The following is a 26,070-nucleotide window of genomic DNA, read 5'->3' on the forward strand; positions in this document are numbered from 1 at the left end:
CGCTCACACGAGGTGCAGGGGCAGGGACTTCAGTCCGCGCGGGCCGAACAACCCGCGCCAGCGCAGCTGCTCCTCGGGCACCGCGAGCCGCATGGCTGGAAAGCGTTGCACCAGGGTCAGGAGCGCGATCTTCCCCTCCAGCCTCGCCAGCGGAGCCCCCATGCAGTAGTGCGACCCCAGGCCGAACGCCACATGACGGTTGGGGTGGCGGGTGATGTCGAGCGTGTCCGGGTTCTCGAAGACCGTCTCATCCCGGTTCGCCGAGGCCATGAGCGGCACCACCATGGAGCCTCGCGGGATGAGCTGCCCGTGCAGCTCGATGTCCTCCCGGGCGAAGCGTGGCGTGGGCGCCTCGATGGGATTGGTGTAGCGCAACAACTCCTCGACCGCGGAGCCGATCAGCTCGGGGTTCTCCCGCAGCTTCTGGAGCTGGTCCGGGTTCTGGAGCAGCGCGAGCGTTCCATTTCCGATGAGGTTCACCAGGGTGTCGTGCCCGGCCAGCAGCAACAGGAACACCATCGAGACGAGCTCCTCCTCGCTGAGGCGGTCTCCCTGCTCCTCCGCCTGTACGAGCGCCGTCAGCAGATCCTCGCTGGGATGCTCGCGGCGCAGCCGGATCAACGCGCGGAAGAAGCGCAGCATCTTGTTCGCGCTGGGCAGACGGCGGATGAAGTCGAGGGGCGTCTCGAGCTTCGAATCCATGAGCTTGAACGTCCAGCGGCGGAACTTCGGCCGCTCCTCCTCGGGCACGCCCATCATCTCCGAGATGATGGTCAGGGCCAGGGGCGCCGCGAAGTCGGAGAGGAGCTCGACGCTCCCTTTCCTCTCGGCGTCATCGAGCAGGCGGTTGACGATCCGCTCCACCGTTCCCTCCAGCTCCTCGACCCGGCGAGGGGTGAACGCCTTGTGCACCAGGTCTCGCAGGCGGCGATGATCGGCCGCGTCGCTCGCCACCATGTTCTTCTGGAACGTCCGGAAGAGGCGGGGCATCCACCACTGTTCCGACGGATTCTTCCCCCCCACCGCATGGTGACGGCTGTTCGCGAGCCGTGGATCCTTCAGGGCGTTCACCACGTCCTCGTAGCGCGTGAGGATCCAGGCCTTTCCCACCATCTTGCGTTGGACGGCGGCGACGGGGAGCGTCTTCCGCAGCCGGGAATAGGTCGGGTATGGGTCCGCTCGGAACACGGGGTCCGCGACGTCGAGCTCGGGGGTCATGCGTTCTCCTTGAGGACCAGAGGGGACCTCCAAGAAGAAGAGGCGGCGCGGGGGCTTTGTGAGCAAGCCAGGAGACAACGGGCGAGCGGCCGTGCGATGGAACGGCTCTCCCCCCCGAATTGCGCACCCGCCGGTAACCTGAGTGAGCACGGCACTTTGGTCTGCGATCCCGCAATGCACAGAGGATCGCTGCACGGATTACTATGTCAGGTGCGTGGATGCAGGCGGCGAAAGTCTGCCCGGTCGCTACAAGAATGAAACCCGCTGTTCAGCTTGCATGCACTACTGCACGACCCATGGTTTCTGGCCTGAGGCTCTCTACACTTGGAACAAAGTGCGGCTGCCATGTCCCGGCCAATGACACGGGCAGAGGAGAGATCTCTCCGGATAGGACAAGCGCGGGGTCGCCTCTTCCTCTCGCTCCGGAATGCCTCTGTCGCTGAGAAGCTCCAGGCGTACAAACGACTGGAGATGCAACTCCTCAGGGATGAAGCGCTCACGGCGCTCGAGCAGCGAGAGTTGCAGAGGCGAATCGCCGAGGACCTGCTCACCGCGGCGAGTGAGGGTCCCTGGCGATTGTTCTCACCCTACCTGCGGCGAATGGAGCGACTCGGCTACTCCGGACTGGACCGCCGCCTTCTGGCCTGTGTCCTTGCCGCGATGGCCTCCAAAGGCTCTCCCTCTGGGAGGCGAAAGACGGCCGAGCTCATCGCCGACATCGAGCGGCGGACTCGTGGACGGAAGTACCACCCGGCGCTCAGGGAGGAGATCAACAGCGCGGTGGAACGAGCCCGCAGACTCGCCAATCTCGGCACCGAGCAAGCTGTCGCGACGCATCGAAGTCGTCCCAGCACCCGGACGCCCAGGTAAAGAAAAAGCCCGGTGCGGAGCGATCCACACCGGGCCTTCTCGTCTTCACCGACGCAGGGAACCTAGCAACCGGTCTCCACCGCGCCGATGTCCGGGGCGCCACCGCAGAAGGGCAGGCCCACGTCGGAGCCCTGGTCCACGGCCACCGAGTCCGGCCCGAAGGTCGGCGGCGCCGCGCCCGCGTTGCCCGTGCTGGAGGTGCTGTCACCCGCCGCCTGCTGGAAGCCCACCAGGTCCACCTGCTGCCCGTTGGCCTTGAACTGCGCACCCGACGGGAACAGGTTGTGCCCCATCTTCAGGCCGGGCCGCTGGCTGCCGAGGCTCACCGCCACCCCCGACTCCGAGACGAGGTTGTTCGCCACCTGGAGGTTGCTCGTGGGGCCGCCCGTGCCGTGGCCGATGACGAGCGCCGTGTCCGCACGCGTCACCGTGTTGTTCACCAGCACCGTGCCCTCCGAGTTCTCCAGCCGGATGGCCGTCCCCTCGCCACCGCCCTCGCTGGTGATGTCGTGGACGCGGTTGCGCCGCACCACCACGCCGCTCGGCACCGGCCCCTCGTGGTTGCCTCCCACCGAGATGCCCTTGCCCGAGTCGTAGACCTCGTTGTCCTCGATGACCACGTCCTTGGCCGAGTAGTGCACCACCACCGCGTCACCCTTCGCCGTGGAGCTCGGCTTGAAGCCGTGCATCTTGTTGTGGCGGATGGTCACCTTGTGGCACGTCTTGATGTCCACCGCGTTCTCGCGGTTGGCGTAGAAGTGGTTGTTCTCGATGAGCAGCCCATTGGCGGGCGGCAGCGAGCTGAAGCCCTCGGGCCCCAGGCACTGCACCGAGTCACCCGAGTTGTCGTGGATGTCGTTGTTGCGCACCGTGATGTCGCGCGACGTCGGCTGCACCACCACGCCGTGCGAGTCCTGGTTGCCCGAGCTCTTCACGAAGCCGTGGATGTGGTTGTTCTCGATGACCGCGCCCGTCGCGCTGTCATACGTGGTGACGGCGGCACCGAGCGTGCCGTCGTGCAGATCCGAGTTGGCCAGCGTCGAGCCCCGCACGTCTCCCTGGAAGGTCACCGCGTAGACGGGCTGGCGCTGCGCGTCCAGCTCGAAGCCATCGACGATCCAGTGCGGCCGCCGCATCTGAACGAGCGCGCCGGAGCCGGAGCCCGGAACGATGCGCGGCTTGCCCTCGCCCTGGAGGGTGATGGGGGCGCCCTCGGAGCCCGCCTTGGCGTTCTCGCCGATGACGACCCGCTCGGCGTAGGTGCCCGCGAGGACGCGGACGACCTCGCCCGGCCCGGCCACGGAGATGGCCTTGGCGATGGAGCGGAACGGCTGGGCCGCGCTGCCGTCACCGGAGTCGTTCCCGGACGCGCTCACCACCCACTCGCGGGTGAAGCGCGACGCGGCGGGGGCCGCCTGGGGCTCGGACAGGGCTGGCTGCGGAGAGGGCTCGGCGATGGGCGAGTGCCCCTCGTGCGAAGGCAGGTCCGCCACGGGCGTGTTCGCCACGGGCTGCGCGCCGATGGGCGCGGGCTCGCCCGGCCGTGCGACGGCCGCGGGCGCGTTGAGGCGCGGAGCGTTGTCCGGCATGCCGGGCTGCCCACCGGAATCAGTTCCCCCACTCCCGCCACAGGCCCAGAGGCCCAGGCCCAGCGAGCAAGCGGCCAGGAGGGCCGCCGGAGACTTCCTCATCTTGCTTGCTTGGATTTTCATGAGCAGGGGAAACCCCCGTACCCGGCCGCGGTATTCGCCACCCTTCCTTCTCGCCTGCCTGGACTCCAACCAGGAGGTGGCGGTGAGCGCCGTCCACAGGTACCGTCGGGGGGCTTTGCTCAAAGCCGTTCTTCCACTCCTCGCGTTCCTCCTCGTCACTTGCGCCGCGCCGCGCCGTTCCGCGCCCGCTCCGGCTCCGGAGGCCCTGCGCTCCGAGTCCGCCGCCAGCACCAGCGCGCGCTCCGGTGCCCCGGCCTTCCCGGGCAGGGCCGCCGCCCCGGTGCTGGAGGCGCCGCCCCCGGGCGAGCTGCCCGCGCCGGACAGCCTCAAGCGGCTGGACTTCCGGGGCGGTGAGCCGCAGGTCCCCATCGGGTTGATGCAGGGCCGCCGCGAGGTGCGCTTCTCCCCCAAGGGCCGGATGCGGCTGCGCTTCGGTGGCGAGGCGGAGCGGATGCTGGAGGCCCCGGCGGGCTCGGTGTGGACGGTGCGCGTCACCGACGGCACACCCGCGGAGCTGTCCGCGCGCATCCAGCTCGAGGAGCTTCCCTTCGCGGACAAGGAAGGGCTCGCCGAGGTGCAGGCGCGCTGGCAGGCCCGGGGCGTGGCGGTGCGCGCGCACGTGCTCGGCGTGCTCTACGGCATCGCCGGGAAGGTCATCGACAACCGGCGCTACCTGCTGCTGCTGGACGAGGAGCTCACCCCGAAGCAGGCCACGGAGCGGCAGGCGGAGCTGCTGCGCCAGTTTGGCGTGCGCACTACGCTCTTCGAGGAGGTCCGCGCGCCCTCGCGTGCCATCCTCGAGCTGCGGGACGAGCCGGGCAACGTGGTGGGGCTCGCGCAGGACAGCCTGTACGTGGAGACGCTGGATGGCGCCGGCTTCGACGTGCGGCAGGTGGAGCACGACGTCGGCTACGACAACCACGGCTTCGAGGACCGGAGCTTCCGGGGCACGCTGCAGCTCTCGGTGGATCGCCACGGGACGCTGGCGGTGGTGAACGTGGTGAAGCTGGAGGAGCTGCTCAAGGGGCTGGTGCCCTCGGAGATCTACGCCCGGGCGCACCCGGAGGCCCTCAAGGCGCAGGCGGTGACGGCGCGCGGCGAGGTGCTGGCGAAGGTGGGCATCAAGCACCTGGCGGATCCCTACCTCCTGTGCTCCGAGCAGCACTGCGCGGTGTACCGGGGCCGCACCGGCGAGGCCGCCAGCACGAGCGCGGCGGTGGAGGCCACGCGGGGCCAGGGCCTCTTCTCCTCGGACGGCAAGCTGGTGGACTCGGTGTACAGCGCCATGTGCGGTGGACACACGGAGGACAACGACGTCGTCTGGGGCGGCCCTCCCAACCCGAGCCTGCGTGGCAGGCCGGATCTCATCGGCCCGGCGGAGGGACTGCCCACGCCCGGGGCGCTGGCGGAGTACCTGAGCGCGGAGCTGCCCGCCGCCTGCCGGCTGTCCACCTTCGCGCGGGCGGGCAAGTACCGTTGGGAGAAGCGCTTCACCGTGGAGCAGGTGAATGCGCTCACCGCGCACCTCGAGGTGGGCCCGGTGCACGCGCTGAGCCTGGGTGAGCGGGGAGTGTCCGGCCGGGCGCGCACCCTCACGGTGGCGGGCGAGCGGGGCGTCACCCAGGTGCGAGGCGAGCTGAACATCCGCCGGCTCTTCGGGATGCTGAACAGCTCCATGGCCCTGCTGGAGGAGGAGCGGGATGCCGAGGGCCACCTCACCGGTTGGCGCTTCCGGGGCGGCGGCTGGGGCCACGGGGTGGGCATGTGCCAGACGGGTGCCATCGGACGGGCGGAGGCCGGGCAGCGCTACCAGGACATCCTGCGGTTCTACTTCAATGGTGCCGAGGTCGCGCCTATCTATTAAGGGAGGCGCGGCTCCCCTCTCCCTCTGAGCGGGGACCTACACGGATTTCAAACCAGGTTGTCACCCCGAAAACGTCTCGGGAGTACGGGGCGGGCTCGGGGGTTATCATCAGCGCGCGTGTCGACGGGTCCTTCGGTTCCAGAGCAGACGAACAAGCGGCGGCGGAGGCGGGAACAGCCCGCCCGCTACCTCATTGCCTTCGTTCTGGCCCTGGTGGCGCATGGAGCCTTTGTCGGTCTGCTGTCGGTGATGGCCTACATCCAGCTCAACCTGCCGCCCGAGCCCAAGCCCCCCAGGCCGGCGAGCGCCGTGGTCATGCGCCCCTTGAGCGCCCAGGAGTGGGCGAAGAACCGCGGGCCGCAGGCCCCCAACGCCCAGGTTCCCCCGCTCGGCCGCCAGCCCGAGAAGAAGCCGGAGAAGAAGCCCGAGGAGGTGCCCAAGGGTCAGGTGGTGGACGTGGCCCCGGGCAACCAGCAGGAAGCGCCGGACGCCAAGTACCTCGCCGAGCACAACAACAAGGTGGAGAAGGAGACGCGCGCGAAGGACCAGACGCCCTTCTACCGCAACGCCATGCCGCAGACGACGGCGCGCGAGTCCCGCGAGGGCTCGGGCTCCAGCGACGAGACGGCCCCGCGGATCGCCGGCAACAACGGCACGGGCGTGGACGAGCGGCCCATGAAGGAGGGCGGCAAGAAGTCCGCCTTCGAGCTGCCCGACGCCAAGAAGAAGCAGGAGATCGCCCTCAAGCAGGACCCCAACGCGCCGGGCCCGGGCATGGAGGTCAACAACCGCAACGAGAGCGACGAGCTGGCCGGCAACGCCAAGCGGCTGCGCATCCAGCAGGGCTCCGATGCGGACGAGGAGGGCTCCGCCGGCCGCCTGGGCTCTCCAGGGATGGCGAAGCTGATGCCCTCGCAGGCGGTGATGGATCAGATCATCGGCGGAGCGCCCAATGATCATCTCAAGGACGCGGAGGAGGGAGACGGCACCTACCTCAACACCCGCGAGTGGAAGTACGCCAGCTTCTTCAACCGGGTGAAGCAGAGCGTGGGCACGCAGTGGGATCCCAACTCGGCGCTGATGCGGAGAGATCCCACGGGGCAGACGTACAGCGGCAAGGATCGCTACACCCTGGTCAACGTCACCCTGGACGAGAACGGACGGGTGGCGGACATCGCCATCGAGAAGAGCTGCGGGCTGGACTTCCTGGATCTGGCGGCCGTCGAGTCCTTCAAGAAGGCCCAACCCTTCCCCAATCCGCCGCCGGGCCTGCTGGAGGACGACTCCAAGGTGCGCTTCAAGTTCGGCTTCTTCATGGAGATGGGCGGCGGCCCCCGGATGCGGCTCTTCCGTCAGCCCAACTGATGGACCGGCCGCTGGGGAGGCTCGCGTGCGGGCCTCGTTGGCACTAGGGTGCGCCGCGTGGATGCCTCCTCCATCATCGAGCGCAACCGGAAGGTGCGCACCGTGCTCGCCACCATCCTCCTGGCCAACTGGGCCGTGGCGGTGGCGAAGATCGTCTTCGGGTGGATGAACGACTCGGCCGCGGTGACCGCGGACGGGGTGCACTCCTTCATCGACGGAGGCTCCAACGTGCTCGGCCTGGTGGCCATGTCCGTGGCCGCCCGTCCCGCGGACGAGGACCACCCCTACGGCCACGGCAAGTTCGAGGCGCTGGCCTCGCTGGGCATCGGGATGATGATCGGCATCGCCATGCTGGAGCTGGGGCGCATGGCCTTCGACTCGCTGCTGCATGACCGCCACCCCGTGGTGACGCCGCTCATGGCGGGGGTGATGGTGGGCACGCTGCTGGTCAACCTGGCCGTCACCACCATCGAGCGCAAGCAGGGAGAGAAGCTGCAGAGCCCCCTGCTGCTGGCGGACGCGCGGCACACCCTCTCGGACGTGGGCGTGACGCTGGCGGTGCTGGGCTCCATGGGGCTGGTGTGGCTGGGCTTCCCCAAGGCAGACGGCGTCGTCACGCTGGGGGTGCTGGTGGTGGTGGCCCGGGTGGCGTGGAGCATCGTCAAGCAGGCGGTGGGCATCCTCTCGGACACGGCGCGGTTGGAGCCGCAGAAGGTGGAGCAACTCACCCTCCAGGTGCCGGGCGTGCGCTCGTGCCGCGACGTGCGCAGCCGGGGCATGGAGGGGACGGTGTACGTGGACCTGAAGATCGAGGTGGATCCGCAGCTCACCACCGCCCAGGCCCACGAGCTGGCCGACGCCGTGGAGGCCCGGATTCAGGCGGAATTCCCCGAGGTGGTGGACGTGGTGGTGCACGTCGAGCCGGCGCTGCTCCCCTCCTCCCGGACCCACCTCTCCAGCCGGTGAGTCCCCGGGCGGACCCGCCCGCCCGCCCGCTCCGCTGGCATCCCTTGGAGGGCCGTCACAAAGCCCCCTCGCGGACCCTATCCGGGCATGAACCTCGAACTCGCCATCTACTTCACGACCTTCGCGATCATCGGTGCGAGCTATCTGCTCTCGGGCAAGAAGGAGCAGAGGGCCGCCGCCGCCCAGCAGCTCAAGTACGACGCCGAGCTCGAGTCGCTCGTGCGCCCCATGCTGCTCTTCGCCATGAAGGCGCCCGTGGCGCACTGCTGAGTCCTCGCGGCCTCACCCGAGCCTGGGGGACAGGAGCCACTCCCAGTCCCCCTTCTCCGTCTCCGGCAGAAGGGGGTGCTGCCGGCGCCACGAGAGCACCTCCGAGCGCCAGGCCTCGACTCCACCCGGCAGCAGCCACGCCCGTGTGACGGCGGCGCGCCGGAGTCCCCTGAACTCCCGCACCAGCGCGCGGTTGGCCCGGTCGATGACCCCCGGAGCCGTCTTGGAGCGCAACTGCACCTCCACCGAGAGCTGGAGCCCCTCGCGCCGGACAGGATCCTCCGGAACCTCTTCCTCGAACACGGCCCAGAGCCCCAGCAGGGGCGGTGGGACGCCCTCGAGCAGGGCCGCATGCAGGCGGTCATGCCCATCGAGCACCAGCCACTTCCCGGCGACCTCCAGGTAGAGCAGCAGCGCCGGAGGCAACGTCCCCGCGCGCGCGTGCTTGCGCCAGCTCTTCACCCGGCCGTCGTTCCCGGCGGAGGGAGCGCGCAGCGGCAGCACGGCCCCGCTGCTCACCGAGCCATCCCCCGGCGGGCCGCCCGAGGACCACTCCTCCACCCAGAGCGGCTCCCAGCGCAGGACGCCCTCGAGCGAGTGCGGGGGATCGGCTGGCCCGCCCGTCAGGCCGCTCGGGACGCTGGGATAGGGGGCGGACTCACGACGCGTCACCGCCTGGAGGGGCCGCAGACACCAGCGGCCCACGTGGAGCACCGGCTGCGGCGACCGCTCGAGCGCTCGCGCCAGGTGCCAGGTCCAGGACTCCCACCACGCGGACGTGCCCGGCTCGTGCGGAATGCCTCGCACCTCGGTGACCGGCAACGGGGGAATCAACCCAGGGGCGAGAGCATGCCCCCGGAGGAAGCCGCAGGAGCCCCACCAGTCATCGATGCGTAACCAGAGCAGCGGCTGGCCTCCGCTGCTGATGCGCAACCGGTATACGGGCGCGGCCTCCACGTGGAAGGACGGCCGCCGGAGCCAAGGGCCCGTACCGGGCACATCGAGCAACAGGCCCGGTCCCGCTCCGGGCAGACGCCAATCCGTGTCATCCGGGGTGAAGACCACGCTGGAGTGCATCCCTGATCCTCTCACGGCGGCCGTCTCACTTCCCGGCGTCGTAAGTGCTCACCAGCCGCTTCGGTGCGGCACAGCGCCAGGCATCCTCGAGCAGGATGCGGAGTTGCTCGCGGCGGACCGAGGCGAGCCGCACGAGCATCAGGGGATGGCTCACGTAGTGGTCCGTGACGAAGAAGGTGTCTGGCTCCGCCTGCATGAGGAGGTCCCGGTCGGAGAAGTCGATCTTGATGACCAGGGTCTCGCCATCCTCGCGGAGCCGTGCCAACAACCTTCCACGCACCTTGAGAGCCGGTGTGCCGTAGGACGTGCCTTCCTCGATGCCCGGCAGCGCGAGCGCGAGCTGCCGCACGGTCTCGAAGGACACGCGCTGGGTGCTGGCCGCTTTCTTCTTCATGGGTGGGGTCATCTCCAGGGACCCGGAGCATAAGGGACCCGGCAAGCACCCCCGGTGGAACTTTGGGGCGCGGCGCCGTTTGCACGGCTCGCGGCGCTCCAGCTACCGTGCGCGCGAGTCCCCCCCTTGTCCTCCCCGGCCCCTTCCCTTCCACTCCGCTGGCATCTCGTCCGGCTCGCGGTCGGCACGCTGCTGCCCGCCGTCGTCTTCGCCGCGGTCGTGGTCTTCCAACTGGCGCGCCTGGAGCGCAAGGACGCCGAGCGGCGGGTGGTCCGTTCGGCGCGCTCGCTCGCGACGGCCTTCGAGAGGGAGATGTCCGGCTCCATCCGGACGCTCCAGGCGCTGGCCGAGTCCGGTTACCTGGATCGCGGCGAGCTGGAGTCCTTCCACTCGGAGGCCGAGCGGGTGCGCCGTACGCAGCCGGCCTGGAAGCACGTGCTGCTGATCTCCACGGACGGCCAGTTGCTGCTCAACACTTCCCATCCCTGGGGAGCCCCGCTGCCGCCGGTCGCCGAGCAGGAGAGCTTCGTGCGCGTCGTCGAGACGCACCAACCCATCGTCGGAGGCATCGCCACCGGCAAGGGCCCGCGGCGGGCGACCGCCTTTCCCGTCCGCGTACCGGTGATGCGCGGCGGCGCGCTCCGCTACGTGCTCACGGCCGTCATCACGCCCGAGTCCCTCGAGGAGGTCGTGGCCAACCCGTCGTCCGGGAACGAGGAGTGGACGCGCACGCTGGTGGACTCGCAAGGCATGGTGGCGGCCCGCACCCGCGACCCCTCGCGCTTCGTCGGCCAGCGGGCGACCTCTTCCTTCCAGGAGAACACCCGCGCGTCGCTCGAGGGCGTGTACTCCGACGTGTCGCTGGACGGGGCTCCGGTCTACGTGGCGTTCAGCCGCTCCCAGCCCTCGGACTGGACCGCGGCGGTCGTCAGTCCCCGGCGGATCCTGGACGCCCCCGTGCTCGACGCGATGCTCGCCGCCGGAGGGCTCGGGCTCGTGCTGCTGTTCGCGAGCGCGGGCGGCGCCTGGGTCTACTCCCGGCGGCTCGAGCGCTCCATCACCCAGGCCTCGGACGCGGCGGCCGCCCTCGCGCGGGGAAATCCTCCCCACATGGAGCCGTCCAGCGTGCGCGAGCTGGCGCAACTGGGCGAGGCCCTGGAACGCTCCGGACAGCTGCTGCGGGAGCGGGAGCGCGAGCGGGACGCGAACCTCGCCGCCGCCGAGACGGCACGCGCCGAGGCCGTCGAGGCCACCCAGGCCAAGGACGTGTTCCTCGCCATGCTGGGGCACGAGCTGCGCAACCCGCTCGCGCCGATCGTCACCTCGATGGAGGTGCTCCGCAGACGGGGCCTCGCGCAGACACCCGAGCACGAGGTCATCTCCCGGCAGCTCCGGCACGTGGTCCGCCTCGTGGATGACCTGCTCGACATGGCCCGGCTCGCGCGCGGACAGCTGTCGCTCCGCTGCGAGCCGCTCGAGCTCTCCTCCGCCGTCACCCGGGCCGTGGAGGCCGCGATCCCGCTCATCACGCAGCGGCGGCACGTGCTCGAGACCCACGTGTCCGCCTCGGGCCTGCCGGTGCTGGCGGATGCCGATCGGCTGACGCAGGTGATCGCCAACCTGCTCACGAACTCGGCGAAGTACACGCCCTCTGGCGGGCGCATCCAGCTGCGGGCCGGAGAGCGGGACGGTGGCATCGAGCTCGTCGTCGAGGACAATGGCCAGGGCCTGGCGCCGGAGCTCGTCCCCCGGCTCTTCCAGCCCTTCGTGCAGGGGGCTCGCACGTTGGAGCGGAGCGAAGGGGGTCTGGGCATCGGCCTGGCGCTGGTGCGAAGTCTCGTCGAGGCGCATGGCGGCCATGTCGAGGCCCACAGCGAGGGGCCCGGCCTGGGCAGCCGCTTCACGGTCTGGCTGCCGAGGCACACGCGGGCCGAGGCGCCGCTCCCCGAGGAGCCGCGGCAGGAGCCCGTCGCTTCCGAGGCGGAGACCGGGCCCGGGAACCGCGTCCGCGTGCTCGTGGTGGACGACAACGTCGACGCCGCCGAGACCCTGGCCGAGCTGCTGGCCATGAGCGGGTACGAGACGGCCGTGGCGCACGATTGTCCGGGGGCGTTGACTCGGGCCGAGACGTTCCGCCCGGATGTGGCGCTGCTCGACATCGGCCTGCCCGTGGTGGATGGCTATGGCGTCGCCGAGCGCATCCGCGAACGGCTGGGAGAGTCGAGCCCCGTCTTCGCCGCGCTCACGGGCTTCAGCCAGGACGGGGACCGCTCACGCAGCCAGGCGGCGGGCTTCCGCCACCACTTCGTGAAGCCCATCGACATCGACGAGCTGCTCGCCTTCGTCGAATCGCTGCGGCCGGCGCGCAGTGGGGCCGCGTAGTCCGTCACCTTCAACACAGGAAGAGGCCCGTCCAGCGGGCCTGCTATCGACTACTCGATAGCGTGATGACCTTCGAGGCGGCTCCCGCGTGAGCGCCGATGGAGATTGACGCCCCCGAACGTCACTCCACGAAGGAGTTCACATGAGTCCCTCGACCCACCCGGTCACCATCAAGGTCAACGGCGCGGAAAAGCGGATGGAGATCGCGCCCTGGACCACCTTGCTCGATCTGCTGCGTGAGTCCCTCGGCCTGACGGGCACCAAGAAGGGCTGCGACCACGGCCAGTGCGGGGCCTGTACCGTGCTCGTCGACGGCAAGCGCATCAATTCCTGCCTCACCCTGGCCGTCATGAAGGACGGGGCGGAGGTGACAACCGTCGAGGGGCTCGCCACGGGCCAGACACTCCACCCGCTCCAGGAGGCCTTCATCGAGCACGACGCCTTCCAGTGCGGCTACTGCACCCCCGGCCAGCTCTGCTCCGCCCAGGGGCTGCTGAACGAAGGCAAGGCGAAGACGGTGGAGGACATCCGCGAGTTGATGAGCGGCAATCTCTGCCGTTGTGGTGCCTACCCCAACATCCTCGCGGCCATCGACAAGGTGCGGCAGGAGCGCGAGAGGAGCGGCGGGAAATGAATCCCTTTTCCTTCGAGCGGGCCGAGACCATCGCTGGCGCGGTGAGCGCGCTCGCCCAGCATGACAAGGCCCGGTTCATCGCGGGCGGCACCAACCTTCTCGATTTGATGAAGGAGAATGTCTCGCGGCCGGGCCACCTGATCGACATCACGCGGCTGCCCCTGGGCAAGATAGAGGAGAACCCAGACGGCGGCTTGCGGATCGGCGCGCTCGTCACGAACTCGGAGGCCGCCTACGACGAGCGGATCCAACGGCGCTACCCGTTGCTCTCGCAGGCGATCCTCGCTGGTGCCTCGGCACAGCTGCGCAACATGGCGACAACGGGGGGCAACCTGCTCCAGCGCACGCGCTGTTATTACTTCTACGACACGGCCACGCCCTGCAACAAACGAGCGCCCGGCACGGGCTGTGGCGCGCTCGAGGGCTTCAATCGCATCCACGCCATCCTGGGCACGAGCGACAAGTGCATCGCCACCCATCCGTCGGACATGTGCGTGGCGCTCGCGGCGCTCGGCGCGGCCGTCCGCGTGACCGGGCCGGACGGAGAGCGCACCCTCCCCTTCTCCGACTTCCATCGCCTGCCCGGGGACACGCCGGAGCTCGATACGAACCTGCGGCCCGATGAGCTCATCACCGCGGTGGACCTGCCCGCGAAAGGCTTCGCGAGGCATTGCGCCTACCTGAAGGTCCGCGACCGTCAGTCGTACGCCTTCGCGCTCGTGTCGGTGGCCGCCGCGCTCGAGCTGGAAGGTGGCCACATCCAGGAGGCTCGGCTCGCACTCGGAGGCGTGGCCCACAAGCCCTGGCGGGACCCGGGAGCCGAGGCGATGTTGAGCGGCAAGGCCGCCACCGTGGAGAACTTCCGCTCCGCCGCGGAGGCGATCGTCCGTGACGCGAAGGGGTTCGGCCACAACACCTTCAAGATCGAGCTGGCGAAGCGGACCGTGGTGCGTGCCCTGGCACAGGCCGCCGGGATGGAGCAGCCCTCATGACGAAGAGCACGACCCTGCTTGGAAAGCCCGTCAGCCGCGTCGACGGCCGCCTCAAGGTGACGGGCGAGGCGAAATACGCCGGGGAGTTCAACGTCCCCGGCCTCACCTACGGCTATGTCGTCTCGGGGGCGATCGCCAAGGGGCGCATCAAGAAGCTCGACACGAGCGCCGCCCTCGCGGTTCCCGGCGTGCTGCACGTCTTCACGCACGACAACCGGCCGCGGACCGCCTGGTTCGACCGCAACTACCACGACGAGGACTCCCCCTCGGGCTCGCCGTTCCGGCCGCTCCATGACGACAAGATCATCTACAGCGGACAACCCATCGCGCTGGTCGTCGCCGAGACGCTCGAGGTGGCCCGCTACGCCGCGTCGCTCATCCAGGCCGAGTACCAGTCCCATTCCCACGAGACGGACCTGCGTGCACAGCGTGAGAAGGCCTATACGCCGGACAAGGGGAAGGGAGGCTTCGAGCCGCCGCCCAAGCCGAGGGGCCATGCCGACAAGGCCCTCGCCAGGGCCGCGGCGCGGATCGACGCGGAGTATTCATCGCCCGTCGAGCACCACAACCCCATGGAGCCGCACGCGACCACGGTCGTCTACGAGGACGACGGCACGCTCACCGTCTACGACAAGACCCAGGGCGTGATGAACACCCAGAAATACGTCTCGAAGGTGTTCCACCTCTCCCCGGAAGAGGTGCGCGTGCGCTCGCCCTTCGTGGGCGGGGCCTTCGGCTCGGGATTGAGGCCGCAGTACCAACTCTTCCTGGCGGTGATGGCGGCGCGCGAGCTGAAGCGCTCGGTCCGTGTGACGCTGACCCGCCAGCAGATGTTCACCTTCGGCCACCGCCCCGCGACGTTGCAGCGGGTGGCGCTCGGCGCATCGGCGGAGGGCAAGCTCGAGGCCATCATCCACGAGACCGTCTCCGAGACCTCGCGCTTCGAGGACTACATCGAGGTCATCGTCAACTGGTCGGGCCTGCTCTACCAGTGCGACAACGTCCGGCTGGACTACAAGGTCACGCAGCTCGACACGTACACGCCCATCGACATGCGTGCCCCCGGTGCGGCCATGGGCGTCTACGCGCTGGAGTGCGCGATGGACGAGCTGGCCTACGCGGTGGGCATGGATCCGCTCGAGCTGCGGCTGAAGAACTACGCCGAGCGGGATCAGAACGAGGACAAACCCTTCTCCAGCAAGGAGCTGCGGGCCTGCTACCAGCAAGGTGCCGAGCGCTTCGGCTGGGCCAGGCGCACGCCCGCCCCGCGCTCGATGCGCGACGGGAAGCAACTCATCGGTTGGGGAATGGCCACCGGCGTCTGGGAGGCCATGCAGCAGGAGGCCAGCGCGAAGGCCGTCCTGAGCATCGACGGCAAGCTCATCGTCAGCAGCGCCACCGCCGACATCGGGACCGGGACGTATACGGTCATGACGCAGATCGCCGCGGACACGCTCGGCCTGCCGGTGGAGGATGTGACGTTCAAGCTGGGGGATTCCTCGCTGCCCATGGCACCCCTCGAGGGTGGCTCGTGGACCGTGTCCTCGGTGGGCTCGGCGGTGAAGCAGGCTTGCGAGAAGGTGCGCGAGCGGCTGTTCGAGCTGGCTCGCAAGGTGGAAGGCTCGCCGCTCGCGAAGGCCCGGTTGGAGGAGGTGACGTTCGCCGGAGGGCACATCCGCTCCAAGGAGGATCCCTCGCGAGCGGTGTCCATCACCGCGGCCATGCGGCACGGGGAAGTCCTCAGCCTCGAGGAGCAGACGGTCTCCCTGCCCGACAAACACAAACAATCGGCCTACACGCTGTGCACCCACTCGGCGGTCTTCGTGGAGGTCCAGGTCGACGAGGACTTCGGCACCGTGAAGGTGACTCGCGTCGTCAGCGCCATCGCGGGCGGCCGCGTCCTGAATCCGAAGACGGCGCGAAGCCAGATCCTCGGCGGGGTCGTCTGGGGAATCGGCATGGCGATGGAAGAGGAGTCGGCCATGGATCAGAAGCTCGGCCGGTTCATGAACCACAACCTCGCCGAGTACCACGTGCCCGTGAACGCCGACGTGCGGGACATCGACGTCCTCTTCGTCGAGGAGGAGGACGAGATCGTCAACCCGCTCGGCGCCAAGGGCCTGGGAGAGATTGGCATCGTGGGCGTGGCGGCGGCGATCGCCAATGCCATCTTCCACGCGACGGGAAAGCGTGTCCGGGACCTGCCCATCACTCCCGACAAGCTGCTGTAGCCGGCCCTACGCGAACCACTCCCAGTCCTCGGCGTCCGCCGGGAAGGGGCATCTCCGGCGCGAGGCGAGCACCTCGGCTCGCCACGCATCGGCGCCCCCGTTCAACGGCCAGCCGCGTGTCACGGTGCTCCGCCTGCGCTGTGCGTAATTGACCAGCAACATGCGGTTCACCCTGTCGACGAGCGACGGCGTCTCCCCGGCGCGCAGATGGTGCTCCGCCGCCCGCATGATGCCGTCGTACTTCTCGGGGAGCGCGGGCAGCACCTCCTCGTGGACCGGCCAGAGCCCCAGCAGGGGCGGTGGGACGCCCTCGAGCAGGGCCGCGTGCACACGGTCATGCCCATCGAGCACCAGCCACTTCATGAGCAGGTCCACGTAGAGCAGCACCACGGGGGGCAGCGTCCCGTCCCGAGCGCGCTTGCGCCAGCTCTTCACCCGCCCATCGTCCTCGGGTGAAGGCGCACGCAGCGGCATCATCGCCCCCGTGCGGATCTCCGCGGGGGCGCCATACGAAGACCAGGCCTCTACCCGGAAGCGCTCGAAGCGCAGGACGCCCTCGGGCGAGTGCGGCGGGAGCGGCGGCTGACCGAACTGCCACTCCATCGTGCTGATGGGATAGTGACACGACTTGCTGGCGGGAATGGCCCGGAGGGGCCGCAGGCACCAGCGGCCCGCGTGGAGCACCGGATGCTCGGGCCGCGCGAGCGCTCGCCCCAGGCGCCACGTCCAGGCCTCCCACCACCTGTCCGTCCCCGGTGCGTGCGCCACCTCCCGCACCTCGGCCGCCGACACCGCGGGCAGGGCCCAGGGCGTGCTGGCGTTGCCCTGGAGGAAGCCGCACCGGTCCCACCAGGGGTCGATGCGCACCCAGAACAAGGCCTGTCCTCCGCTGCTCAGACGCAGCCGGTAGCCCGGCGCGGCCTCGACATGCAGGGAGGGCGGGTGGCGCCAGGGGCCCTCGCCGGGGACGTCCAGCAGCAGGCCGGGGCCCGCCAACGGCAGTCCCCAGTCCTCCGTGTCATCGACGCTGAAGGCCACGCTCGGGTGCATCTGCGGCTCCTCGACTCCCGGGTTGTCGCCGGCACGGGGGTGGGCGAGGCTCCCCACCCTACCGGAGGTGTTGATTGTACGTGCCGTCCACCCGTGCGCTCGTCGCCGCGCTGCTCGTGCTGTTGTCCGCTTGTGCCACCTCGCGCCCCGCCCCCCAGGCGGACGCCCCCGCGCTGTCTCCCGCCCAGCAGTCCCTGCGCCGCCTCGTCGATGCGCACTTCGAGGAGCAGTTCCGCCGCTTCCCCCAGGCCGCCACCTCCCGGGGCCTGCACACCTACGATGACCAGCTGGCCGGCTTCACCGCCACCGAGCAGCTGGCCTGGGCCGCCTTCCTCAAGCAGGAGCTCGCCAGCCTGCCCCAGCAGGTGGACCGCACCCAGTTGCCTCCGCTCGACCGGGCCGACTACGACATCTTCGAGTCCAACCTGAAGGCCCGCATCCTGGACATCGAGGAGGTGCGCGGCTGGGAGCGCAACCCCAACACCTACCTGGGCCTCGCCTCCAGCTCCGTCTACGCGCTCATCAACCGGGACTTCGCGCCGCTCGAGCAGCGGATGCGCTCGGCGGTGGCCCGCATGGCCCGGCTGCCCGAGGTGTTCGCCGAAGGCAAGGCGACGCTGAAGAACCCGCCCCGGCTGTGGACGGAGATCGCCCTGCAGCAGGCGGCGGGCACGCGCTCGCTCTTCGCCAGCACCCTGCCCCAGGCCTTCGCGCCGGTGAAGGACGCGGCCCTCCAGGAGTCCTTCGCGCGCGAGCAGGCGAAGGTGCTGGCGGCGCTGGAGGACTACGTGCGCTTCCTGCGCGAGGACCTGTTGCCGCGCTCCAACGGGGACTTCGCCATCGGCGAGTCCATCTACCGCCGGAAGCTCTCGTATGAAGAGGGCGTCACCGAGGACATCGACGGCCTGCTGGCGTGGGGGCGCGCGGAGATCACGCGCACGCAGAACGAGTTCCGCGAGGTGGCGCGGCGGCTCGACGCCACGAAGGCGCCCATGGACGTGTACCGGGAGCTGGGCAAGGAGCACCCCACTCCGGCGGAGCTGGTGCCCACCACGCGGGCGACGCTGGAGACGATCCGCCAGTTCCTGGTGGACCAACACATCATCACCATCCCGAGCGAGGTGCGGGCCCAGGTAGCGGAGACACCGAGCTTCAACCGGGCGCTCTCCTTCGCGAGCATGAGCACGCCGGGCCCCTACGAGACGCGCGCCACCGAGGCCTACTACTACGTCACGCCGCCGGACCCCACGTGGAACGCCGAGCAGACCGAGCAGCACATGAGCTTCTACAACCGCCATGCGCTGGAGCTCGTCTCCATCCACGAGGCCTACCCGGGCCACTACGTGCAGTTCCTGTGGACCAACAAGGTGGACTCGAAGGTGCGGCGGCTGATGGGCAGCGGCTCCTTCAGCGAGGGCTGGGGCCTGTACACCGAGCAGATGATGTTGGAGGCCGGCTACGGCGGCACGGGCGTGGTGGCGGACAAGCTGCGGCTGAACCAGCTGGCGCTCTACCTGCAGCGGCTGGCGCGCTACATGGTGGGCCTGTCGTTGCACACGCGGGGCATGACGTACGAGCAGGCGGTGCGCTTCTTCGAAGAGGAGGCGTACATGACGCGCACCAACGCCGAGCGTGAGGCGCGCCGGGGCACGAGTGATCCCACCTACCTGGTGTACGCGCTGGGCAAGAAGATGATCCTGGAGCTGCGCGAGGAGGCGAAGGCACGCTGGGGCAAGGACTTCAGCCTGCAACGCTTCCACGACGCCGTCGTCTCCTACGGCTACCCGCCCGTGCCCGTGGTGCGCCGGTTGATGTTCGGCGACGACTGAGGGCTGACGCTCACGGCTTCCGGCGGCGGCGCGCGGCCAGCGCGGCCACCAGCACCGCCCCGGCCCAGAGCCCCGCGCCCGGAGCGCTCCCGCACCCGCAGCCCACCGCCAGCACCAGGGGTGGGATCACGCCCGGCACCTCGTTTCCACCGCCCTCCCCTGGCACTCCGGCGTCGGGCGGCCCTCCGGGCACGGCTGTGAAGACCACGGGCGCGGAGGAGAGGCTGTGCACGCCGAGGGACTCCGTGAAGGCGCTCAGCTCGTGCCGCCCCGGCGGGAGGCTCCCGGGGCGGTCGTACGAGAAGCGGCCATCGGCCCCCGGCACGAGCGGCGACAGGAGCACTCCATCGAGGAAGAGAAGCACCCGCTGGTCACCCGCCTGGGCCCGGCCCTCGACGTGGAGCCTCAGCCCCACCTGGGTGGCACCGTCCACCGGCAGCGTCAGCACGGGCGAGGGAGGCATGTCGAAGGGGATGGAGAGCGCCTGCGCGGAACCGGGTGCCGTGCCACCGTCCACGCTGTCGGGGCCCGCCCCATGCGTGCCGCCGTCCGTCGCCATGTGGCCCGGCTCACCGGCGAGCACCGAGCGGGAGCACGTGATGACCTCTCCCTGGAGGAACACCACGCCGCCTGCCCCTCCACCACCCGGTGCGAGCGGGAAGATCCTCTCGGTATTGTCTCCGCCCGCGCCGCCCCGCGCCTCCACCGCACCACACTCCAGCTCCTGCACCGTGCGGATGGAGATGGCCCCACCCGCCCCACCACCGCCCGCGCCGTCGTCCCCGGGCGTCGGTGGCGGAGTGGCCCCCGCGGCGCTGAAGCGGCCTCCCCCTCGCACTTCCGTGGCGCGGAGGAGCATCAACCCGCCTCCGGCCCCACCTCCCGATCCCTCATCGTTGTTGCCCTCCCCCGCTCCACCGCCGCCGCCAAAGACGAGGTACTCGTAGGGCAGGTACACCAGCGGAGCGCCGCCGAGTCCCCCCACGTCCTGCTCGCCGTCGGCGGGCGCGGAGCGGCCACCACGGCCCCCGAGCCCCGCGTGCCCGCCGCCGCCTCCGCCCGAGTTGTGGCAGATGCCTCCTCCACCGCCGTTGGCCAGGTTGCCGCGCCCGGACGCCGAGCCGAAACGGCCGGCCACCAGGCCCTCTCCTTTGTAGGCGCCACCACTGGCCACCGGCTCGTCGAGGCCCGTGCACCCGTTGAGGTCCGCGTGCGAGAGGAAGGCACCGCCGCGGAAGCCCGCACCATCCACCGTGAAGAGGCCGTCGTTGCGCAGGCGTCCGGTGACCATCACCGCGAGGATGCCGCCCACGCTCCCATCCCAGGGCGCGGCGCGCAGCGAGGCCCCGGAGCGCACGTCCAGGTCGGTGTACTCGGGCACCGACACCACCTGCGACAGGTTGCCCGCATGGGCATACAACAAGGGAGCGGTGAGGCGGATCACGCCCGAGGATACCGAGGCCACGCGCGCGTACTCGATGCGGCCCACCGGACCGCTCCCCAGGTCGAGGGGATTCTGGTTTCCGGAGTCCGGCGCGGCGAGGCCCGCGGACTGGTGGACGAGCACCAGGTCTCCGGCGGCGAAGCCCGTGGAGTCGGACACCGTCAGGTCGCTCGTGCCCGAGGCGGCATCGGCGGTGAGGCGCGCGTAGCGGTTGACGACGCGGCTCCCGGAATCGAGCCGCAGGGAGCCGTCCTTCCCCGTTCCCAAGTAGAAGGTGTCTGGCTCGGCCCGGCCGCTACCCGCCACGAGCAGCACGAGCACGGGGATGAAAATCCGCATGGTGTGATGCTACCCGAAACCACCCGCTTCGAAGCAGAGGGTCGAAGCAGAGGGTCCGTCACATCCCGAGCTGGCGCATCAGCCGCGCGGGGACCGGGTAGACGGATTCGTGCGGCAGCAGCCGCGTGGTCTGCTCGGCCCGCCCCGCATCGAGGAGCTTGCGGATCTTCCTCACCCGCTCCGTGAGATCCTCGATGGACAGGATCCATTCGTCGACGTAGCGGCCGATGACCGTCCGCCCGAGCCCCACCTGGATGCTGTCACGGGGGAGCGATTGTCCTCGCAGCGAGCGCTCGGGATCCCACTGGATGTGGACCGGAGCGCGCTGGAAGTCCCGGTCCCACTGCTGGGGGGTGCCATGGGCGCCCGGCTCGAAGCCCGTCAGCACCCCGAGTTCCAGCGCTTCCTCCCACCCCTCGCGCCGGATGCGCACGGCCAGGATCCGCTCCTGTCCGGACTTGAGCCCCCAGTTGCTGCGCTCCATCAACCACAGGAAGCTGGGTTTGATCCACGTCATCCGGTTCATCGAGAACGGAGAGCCGAACCGTTGCCGCTCGAGCGCCACGTCGGCGATGGCGTCTGGATAGGCCTGGTACACGACGATGGACGTCCGATCATGGCCGGCACGGATCTCTCGGCGTAGGGTCACCCGGACAGGTTAGCCACCTGGGAAGGCGCTCCGATAGGGCGGCCGTCCGCAGACCTGGCGAGCAGGCATGGGGGATTGCCGCCACCCGGAACACGAAGCACCGTGGGGAGAGGCGGCGGCTCGTTCAAGTGGGGGCAGCGGTGGCGGGCATCAACTCGTCGATGGGTCACCCTTCCCAGGTGACGCTCAAGACGGCGTTTACCGTGTGCTTCGCGGCACTCGCGGTGGTGACGCTCGCGGTCCTGCTCGTGAAGGCGCAGGTGGCGCTCATCCTCACGGGCATCGCCGCGCTCGTCGCCATCGCGCTCAACCATCTGGTGGTCCTGCTCATGCGGGCCCGGCTCAAGCGGAACTTCGCCATCGGCGTGGTGCTCGCCGCGCTGCTGAGCACCCTGACGACGGTGGCCGTGCTGGTGATTCCCTCCGCCATCGCCCAGGGCCAGGCGCTGGTCGAAGAGGCCCCCACGCTCGCGGACGAGGTCCTCGCCTCGCGCTTCTTCAAGCGCATCGATGCGCGCTTCCACATCCTGGAGCAGCTGGAGAAGAAGGGCCGCAACTCCACCGAGCTGGCCTCGGGCGCGCTGCCCCCGCTGCTGCACGCCGTCAGCGGGGTGTTCAGCCTGGTGGGCGCGCTCGTCACCATCCTCTTCCTGGTGGTGTTCATGCTCATCTTCGGCCCTGGGCTGGTCCGGCGGGCGGTCGCCCTGACCCTGCCCGAGCGCCGCGAACGCTACGAGCGCGTGTTGAGCAAGGTGTACACCGCGACGGGTGGCTACCTGGCCGGCCTCACCCTCATCTGCTCCATCAACGCCACCCTCACCACCACCTTCCTGGCCATCATCGGCGTGCCCTTCTTCCTGCCCCTGGGCATCGCGAGCGGCTTCTCCAGCATGGTGCCGTACGCGGGGCCCATCGTGGCCGGTGGCACCATCACCCTGCTGACGCTCGCCACGGGCGGGGCCTGGAAGGGGATGGCGGCCTTCATCTACTTCATCCTCTACGGGCAGCTCGAGGGCAACGTGCTGGCGCCGCTCGTCTTCCGGCGCACGGTGCACATCAACCCGCTGCTCACCCTGCTCGCGGTGGTCTGCTTCGTGGAGATGGCCGGCATCGTCGGCGCGTTGCTGGCGGTGCCGGTGGTGGCGGCCGCGCAGATCATCGCACGCGAGCTGCTGCTCATCCGTCAGGAGCGGCTCAGCGCCCAGGTCCGGCCCCCCTGACGAGCCACCCCGAAGGGCTCCACCAAAACGAAGGGCCCGGAACCGGCCACCGGTCCCGGACCCCTCGCCACTTCACCCGATTACCGACTCACTTGCAGAGCGGGCTGCCCTCGGTGGTGCCCTCGGGGCACCCCTCGCCGACGCAGTACTTCACGCCGCTGTCCACCACCGTGCGACCGGACTGGTCGTGCGGCACGATCACGCGGCAGGAGGCCTGGGTGGAGAGGCCGGCGTCATTCGTGACGGCGTAGTGGATGGTGTAGACGCGACCATCCCCGGTGCCCTCGCGCTCCGAGCGGACCTGCACGAACGACTTGCCCACGATGATGGAGATGTCCTCGCAGGTGCGGCCATCACCGTTGCCATTGGCATCCTCCACCTCGTCCGAGGTGACGCGGAGCACATGGCCGTACTTCTCCAGCGGTAGTGTGTTGCCGCACGAGTCCGTCGCGGGCTGGGCGCAGTCAGACAGCGAGAGGGTGACGTACTTGTGGTTGGGCGGCCACAGCTCCAGCCCCTTGTCCGCTCCGGCGACGGGAGCGCCGTCATTGCAGTAGCCGCAGGGGTTCTCGCCTTCACCCTCACTGCTGCTGCTGCTGTCCTCGGCGAGACCGCCACCGAAGCCACCGAAGAAGGTGCTGACCTTCTGGGCGAAGCCGTCGCCAGCCTGCTGACCGCTGCCGTTGGCGTCACCGTCGTCGACAACACCGTTGCCGCTGCCCTCCTCGCCGCCGTCGGCGAGGGCGTCACCACCACCGCTGCCGTCGCCGCCCACGATCACCGAGAAGCCACACGTGGACACGTTGCCGAAGGCATCCTGGGTGGAGCAGGTGACGGCCGTCTCGCCCACCGGGAAGGTGGAGCCCGAGGGATGCGAGCAGTTGACGGCCACCTCGCCGCAGTTGTCCGTGGCCGAGGTCGTGTAGTTGACCCGGGTGCCGCTCGGGGCGCAGGCCCTGATCACGATCGGAGCGGTCGGGCAGCTGAGCACCGGAGGCGTGGTGTCGCCGGTCACCGTCACCTTGAAGCCGCAGGAGGCCGCGTTACCGGAGGCATCCTTGGCGGAGCAGGAGACGGCCGTCTCGCCCACCGGGAAGGTGGAGCCCGAGGCGTACGAGCACGACAGGGTCGCCGGGCTGCACGAGTCGGTGGCCGAGGCCGCGAAGGTGGCGGAGGCACCCGCGGGCGAGCACGTCTCGATGACCTGCGAGGCCGGGCAGTCGACGGCCGGCTTCGTGGTGTCCACGACGGTGACGTTGCCCACGCACTGGTCGCTCGCCTCACCATCCGAGGCCGTCAGCGTGATGGGGTGCGTGCCCAGGGGGAGGTTCCCGGAAGGCGCCTCGGTGATGGAGAGCGGCGACGGCCCGTTGTCCGGGTCGTAGCTGCCGTTGTTCACGGAGGAGGCGCCCTGACAGGAGCCGTCGGCGTTGACGGTGACGTCGCGGCACAGGGCCACCGGCGGCTTGTTGGCCGGCGTCGTCACCGCGCACGTCAGGTTGCCCATGGCGGAGGAAGCGTTGTTGTCCTCGCGGCACTCGGTGAGGGTGCCCTTGCCCGTGCCGTCATCATCCACCACGGCCCACACCTCGGCCGCGCCGAAGGCCGTGGAGGCCACGGACACGGTGGCAATGGACGAGCCACCCGCGGGCAGTGCGTCCGGCACGCTCGCCACGCCCAGCAGCGTTCCGCCCGAGGCCGGATTGCCCTTGTAGAAGGCCACCTTCACGCCCGCCGCCACCGCCGCCTCCCCCTCGTTGCGCACGCGTGCACTGAGCACCAGCGAGCCGTACCCGTCGCACGTCGTCGTCACGTCCGAGGCCACCAGGTCCGCCGCCGCGAACGGGCTCGGTCCCTCTCCGAAGTAGTTGGCCACGTTGGCGCGGAAGTTGTTGAGCTTCGGGTTGAGCCAGTTGGCCCCCGGCTGCGCCGGAATCGTCCCGTCGTTGTTCACGTTCGTGATGGAGTAGGCGTGCTGGTTCCAGATTTTGCGCGTCCCGGCCCAGCCCTCCTTCTTGTCGTGCCACACGCGCACGCCGTTGAAGCCCGGCGCTCCGTGGTTGTTCTCCACCGTCACGATTTCGGCCGCCCCGTCCCCGTCCACGTCCGCGACGATGGGGAACTCGTGCGTGGTGCCAGAGCTGTGCGCCGTCTCCCAACGCAGCGCTCCCGTCACTCCGTCGAAGATGCGCAGCTTGAGCTCATCGGCGTAGATGACCTCCAGCCGCCCGTCATCCTCGAAGTCGAACGTCGTCGACGTCGTCTTGCCCGAGCTGTACTCCTGGATGGGGAACGTCCACTTCACCGTCCCGTCCGCCCCATACACCGTGTAATTCCAGTCTCCCGCCAGGCCGATCTCCAGCTGCCCGTCACCATCGAAGTCGCCGATGTTGGGCGCGCCGCCATGGCCCGCCTTGTCGTGCAGCGGCAGGTCCGCGCCCGTCAGGTGCACCTCGCGCGTCCACAGCAGCGCGCAGTTGTCGTCCAGCAGGCTCACCCGGCCGTGCAGCGCCTCCAGGCCCTTGCCCACCACCACGATTTCCCCGGCCGCGTCGCCATCGAAGTTACCCACCGCCGCGAAGCCGTGCGGAATCTCCGTGTTGGCGCACTTGAGCGTGCCGTCGTGCCGGTACACCGAGCGGCCGTTGACCACCTCCTGCTTGCCGTCCTGGTCGAGGTCCACCGCGAACGACACCGGGCCGGTGAACAGCGCACCACCCATTCCGTCCGAGCCCACCCACTTCAGCGCGCCCGTGTTGCTGTAGACCCGGTTGCCGTCGAGGATCTCCACGGCGCCGTCGCCATCCAGGTCCGCCAGCGAGAGACCGCCCCACTCGTTGTAGTCGTTGGCGGCCGGCTCCGTGCGGAACTTGAAGGTGCCGTCGTTCTCGAAGCAGATGATGCCGCGCCCGCTCTCCGGAATGCCGCAGATCTCCACGGCGCCGTCGCCGTCGATGTCACCCGCCGCGAGGCTGGCCGCGGGCTTCACGCGGTACTCGGAGTTCTCCACCGTCCACAGCTCCGCCCCGGTGTTGCCGCTGATGGCGCGCAGCACGCCGTCGGCATTGCCATCCTGACCGTTCTTGTAGGCCTCGTTGTAGAAGTCGCCGTCGAAGGTGCTGAAGACGATGTCCGGAGTGCCGTCCCGGTTCACGTCCACCACCACCGGCTGCATCATCACCTGCTTGTGCGTGGGGAGGACCGGGCTGCCCGTCCACTCCCACTGCAGCTCCGGCTCGAAGTTGCCCGTGAAGGGCGGCTTCACCTCACAGTGCTCGGCCAGCTTCGCGGCCTCGCGAGTCTTCGACTGATCCTTCGACGCCGACGTGCTGCAAGCTCCCCCCGTAGCCAGCACCACCAGCGCAACGAAGAGCCGCCCACGCCCCAGGCCTCGCCACTCCGAGGGAACCAGGGTGTTGCGTTTGAGTTTCATTTGGACTCTCTCCTCCGCTTTCGGGCATGACCCGGTTTCAATACCAACCAGACAAGCTCGACCAATGTACCGGTTGCTATCGATTCTCACTAAGCGGAAAAGACAGTGAAGTCAGATGTGTGCCATCCAAT

18 protein-coding genes are annotated in these 26,070 nt (G+C 69.6%); 10 read left to right on the forward strand and 8 right to left on the reverse strand.

The window, feature by feature from the left end; genetic code table 11:
- Window positions 1-3: 3 nt before the first annotated feature.
- Entirely contained in the window at window positions 4-1,218 is a 1,215-nt protein-coding gene (locus tag NR798_RS29710) for a cytochrome P450 (protein ID WP_375765878.1), read from the reverse strand.
- A 932-nt stretch (window positions 1,219-2,150) separates the two neighbouring features.
- Entirely contained in the window at window positions 2,151-3,677 is a 1,527-nt protein-coding gene (locus NR798_RS29715; RefSeq protein ID WP_375765879.1) for a nitrous oxide reductase family maturation protein NosD, read from the reverse strand.
- A gap of 121 nt (window positions 3,678-3,798) precedes the next feature.
- On the opposite strand from NR798_RS29715, the gene NR798_RS29720 reads away from it, so the two are divergent.
- From NR798_RS29720 to NR798_RS29735, 4 genes are all read left to right on the forward strand, one after another.
- Entirely contained in the window at window positions 3,799-5,664 is a 1,866-nt protein-coding gene (locus tag NR798_RS29720) for a SpoIID/LytB domain-containing protein (RefSeq protein WP_375765880.1), read from the forward strand.
- A 117-nt stretch (window positions 5,665-5,781) separates the two neighbouring features.
- A complete protein-coding gene (locus tag NR798_RS29725; protein WP_375765881.1) occupies window positions 5,782-7,029 on the forward strand; it encodes an energy transducer TonB in 1,248 nt (415 codons plus the stop codon).
- Between the two features lie 57 nt (window positions 7,030-7,086).
- Window positions 7,087-7,995 (forward strand): cation diffusion facilitator family transporter, encoded by a 909-nt coding sequence (locus NR798_RS29730; protein WP_375765882.1) that lies wholly within the window; start codon window positions 7,087-7,089, stop codon window positions 7,993-7,995.
- Window positions 7,996-8,082: 87 nt separating this feature from the next.
- Window positions 8,083-8,265, forward strand: a complete 183-nt coding sequence (locus tag NR798_RS29735) for a hypothetical protein (RefSeq protein WP_375765883.1) — start codon at window positions 8,083-8,085, stop codon at window positions 8,263-8,265.
- A gap of 12 nt (window positions 8,266-8,277) precedes the next feature.
- On the opposite strand, the gene NR798_RS29740 is transcribed toward NR798_RS29735, so the two are convergent.
- Together NR798_RS29740 and NR798_RS29745 are read right to left on the reverse strand one after the other, a co-directional pair.
- A complete protein-coding gene (locus NR798_RS29740) occupies window positions 8,278-9,342 on the reverse strand; it encodes a hypothetical protein (protein WP_375765884.1) in 1,065 nt (354 codons plus the stop codon).
- Between the two features lie 25 nt (window positions 9,343-9,367).
- On the reverse strand, window positions 9,368-9,736 hold the full coding sequence (locus tag NR798_RS29745; RefSeq protein ID WP_375765885.1) for an MmcQ/YjbR family DNA-binding protein: 369 nt from the start codon (window positions 9,734-9,736) through the stop codon (window positions 9,368-9,370).
- A gap of 126 nt (window positions 9,737-9,862) precedes the next feature.
- On the opposite strand from NR798_RS29745, the gene NR798_RS29750 reads away from it, so the two are divergent.
- From NR798_RS29750 to NR798_RS29765, 4 genes are all read left to right on the forward strand, one after another.
- On the forward strand, window positions 9,863-12,118 hold the full coding sequence (locus NR798_RS29750) for an ATP-binding protein (RefSeq protein ID WP_375765886.1): 2,256 nt from the start codon (window positions 9,863-9,865) through the stop codon (window positions 12,116-12,118).
- A 142-nt stretch (window positions 12,119-12,260) separates the two neighbouring features.
- The gene (locus tag NR798_RS29755) at window positions 12,261-12,752 is read left to right on the forward strand and encodes a (2Fe-2S)-binding protein (protein ID WP_375765887.1); all 492 of its coding nucleotides are present in this window, start codon (window positions 12,261-12,263) and stop codon (window positions 12,750-12,752) included.
- A complete protein-coding gene (locus NR798_RS29760) occupies window positions 12,749-13,744 on the forward strand; it encodes an FAD binding domain-containing protein (protein ID WP_375765888.1) in 996 nt (331 codons plus the stop codon). The genes NR798_RS29755 and NR798_RS29760 overlap by 4 nt, the downstream gene beginning before the upstream one ends.
- Window positions 13,741-15,975 (forward strand): xanthine dehydrogenase family protein molybdopterin-binding subunit, encoded by a 2,235-nt coding sequence (locus NR798_RS29765; protein WP_375765889.1) that lies wholly within the window; start codon window positions 13,741-13,743, stop codon window positions 15,973-15,975. The genes NR798_RS29760 and NR798_RS29765 overlap by 4 nt, the downstream gene beginning before the upstream one ends.
- Window positions 15,976-15,981: 6 nt before the next feature.
- Here the strand turns inward: NR798_RS29765 and NR798_RS29770 are convergent, their stop codons facing one another.
- Window positions 15,982-17,025: a hypothetical protein gene (locus tag NR798_RS29770; RefSeq protein WP_375765890.1), complete on the reverse strand. Its 1,044-nt coding sequence runs from the start codon at window positions 17,023-17,025 to the stop codon at window positions 15,982-15,984.
- A gap of 80 nt (window positions 17,026-17,105) precedes the next feature.
- Here NR798_RS29770 and NR798_RS29775 point away from each other — a divergent pair, with 80 nt between their 5' ends.
- Window positions 17,106-18,854, forward strand: coding sequence for a DUF885 domain-containing protein (locus tag NR798_RS29775; protein WP_375765891.1), 1,749 nt, complete (start codon window positions 17,106-17,108; stop codon window positions 18,852-18,854).
- A gap of 10 nt (window positions 18,855-18,864) precedes the next feature.
- On the opposite strand, the gene NR798_RS29780 is transcribed toward NR798_RS29775, so the two are convergent.
- A complete protein-coding gene (locus NR798_RS29780; RefSeq protein ID WP_375765892.1) occupies window positions 18,865-20,637 on the reverse strand; it encodes an MYXO-CTERM sorting domain-containing protein in 1,773 nt (590 codons plus the stop codon).
- A gap of 58 nt (window positions 20,638-20,695) precedes the next feature.
- Window positions 20,696-21,286: a DUF4291 domain-containing protein gene (locus tag NR798_RS29785; protein WP_375765893.1), complete on the reverse strand. Its 591-nt coding sequence runs from the start codon at window positions 21,284-21,286 to the stop codon at window positions 20,696-20,698.
- 140 nt (window positions 21,287-21,426) lie between these two features.
- On the opposite strand from NR798_RS29785, the gene NR798_RS29790 reads away from it, so the two are divergent.
- On the forward strand, window positions 21,427-22,506 hold the full coding sequence (locus NR798_RS29790; RefSeq protein WP_375765894.1) for an AI-2E family transporter: 1,080 nt from the start codon (window positions 21,427-21,429) through the stop codon (window positions 22,504-22,506).
- A gap of 88 nt (window positions 22,507-22,594) precedes the next feature.
- Here the strand turns inward: NR798_RS29790 and NR798_RS29795 are convergent, their stop codons facing one another.
- On the reverse strand, window positions 22,595-25,939 hold the full coding sequence (locus tag NR798_RS29795; protein ID WP_375765895.1) for an FG-GAP-like repeat-containing protein: 3,345 nt from the start codon (window positions 25,937-25,939) through the stop codon (window positions 22,595-22,597).
- Window positions 25,940-26,070 lie beyond the last annotated feature (131 nt).

Source organism: Archangium gephyra, from assembly GCF_042230915.1.
Taxonomy (GTDB): domain Bacteria; phylum Myxococcota; class Myxococcia; order Myxococcales; family Myxococcaceae; genus Archangium; species Archangium gephyra_B.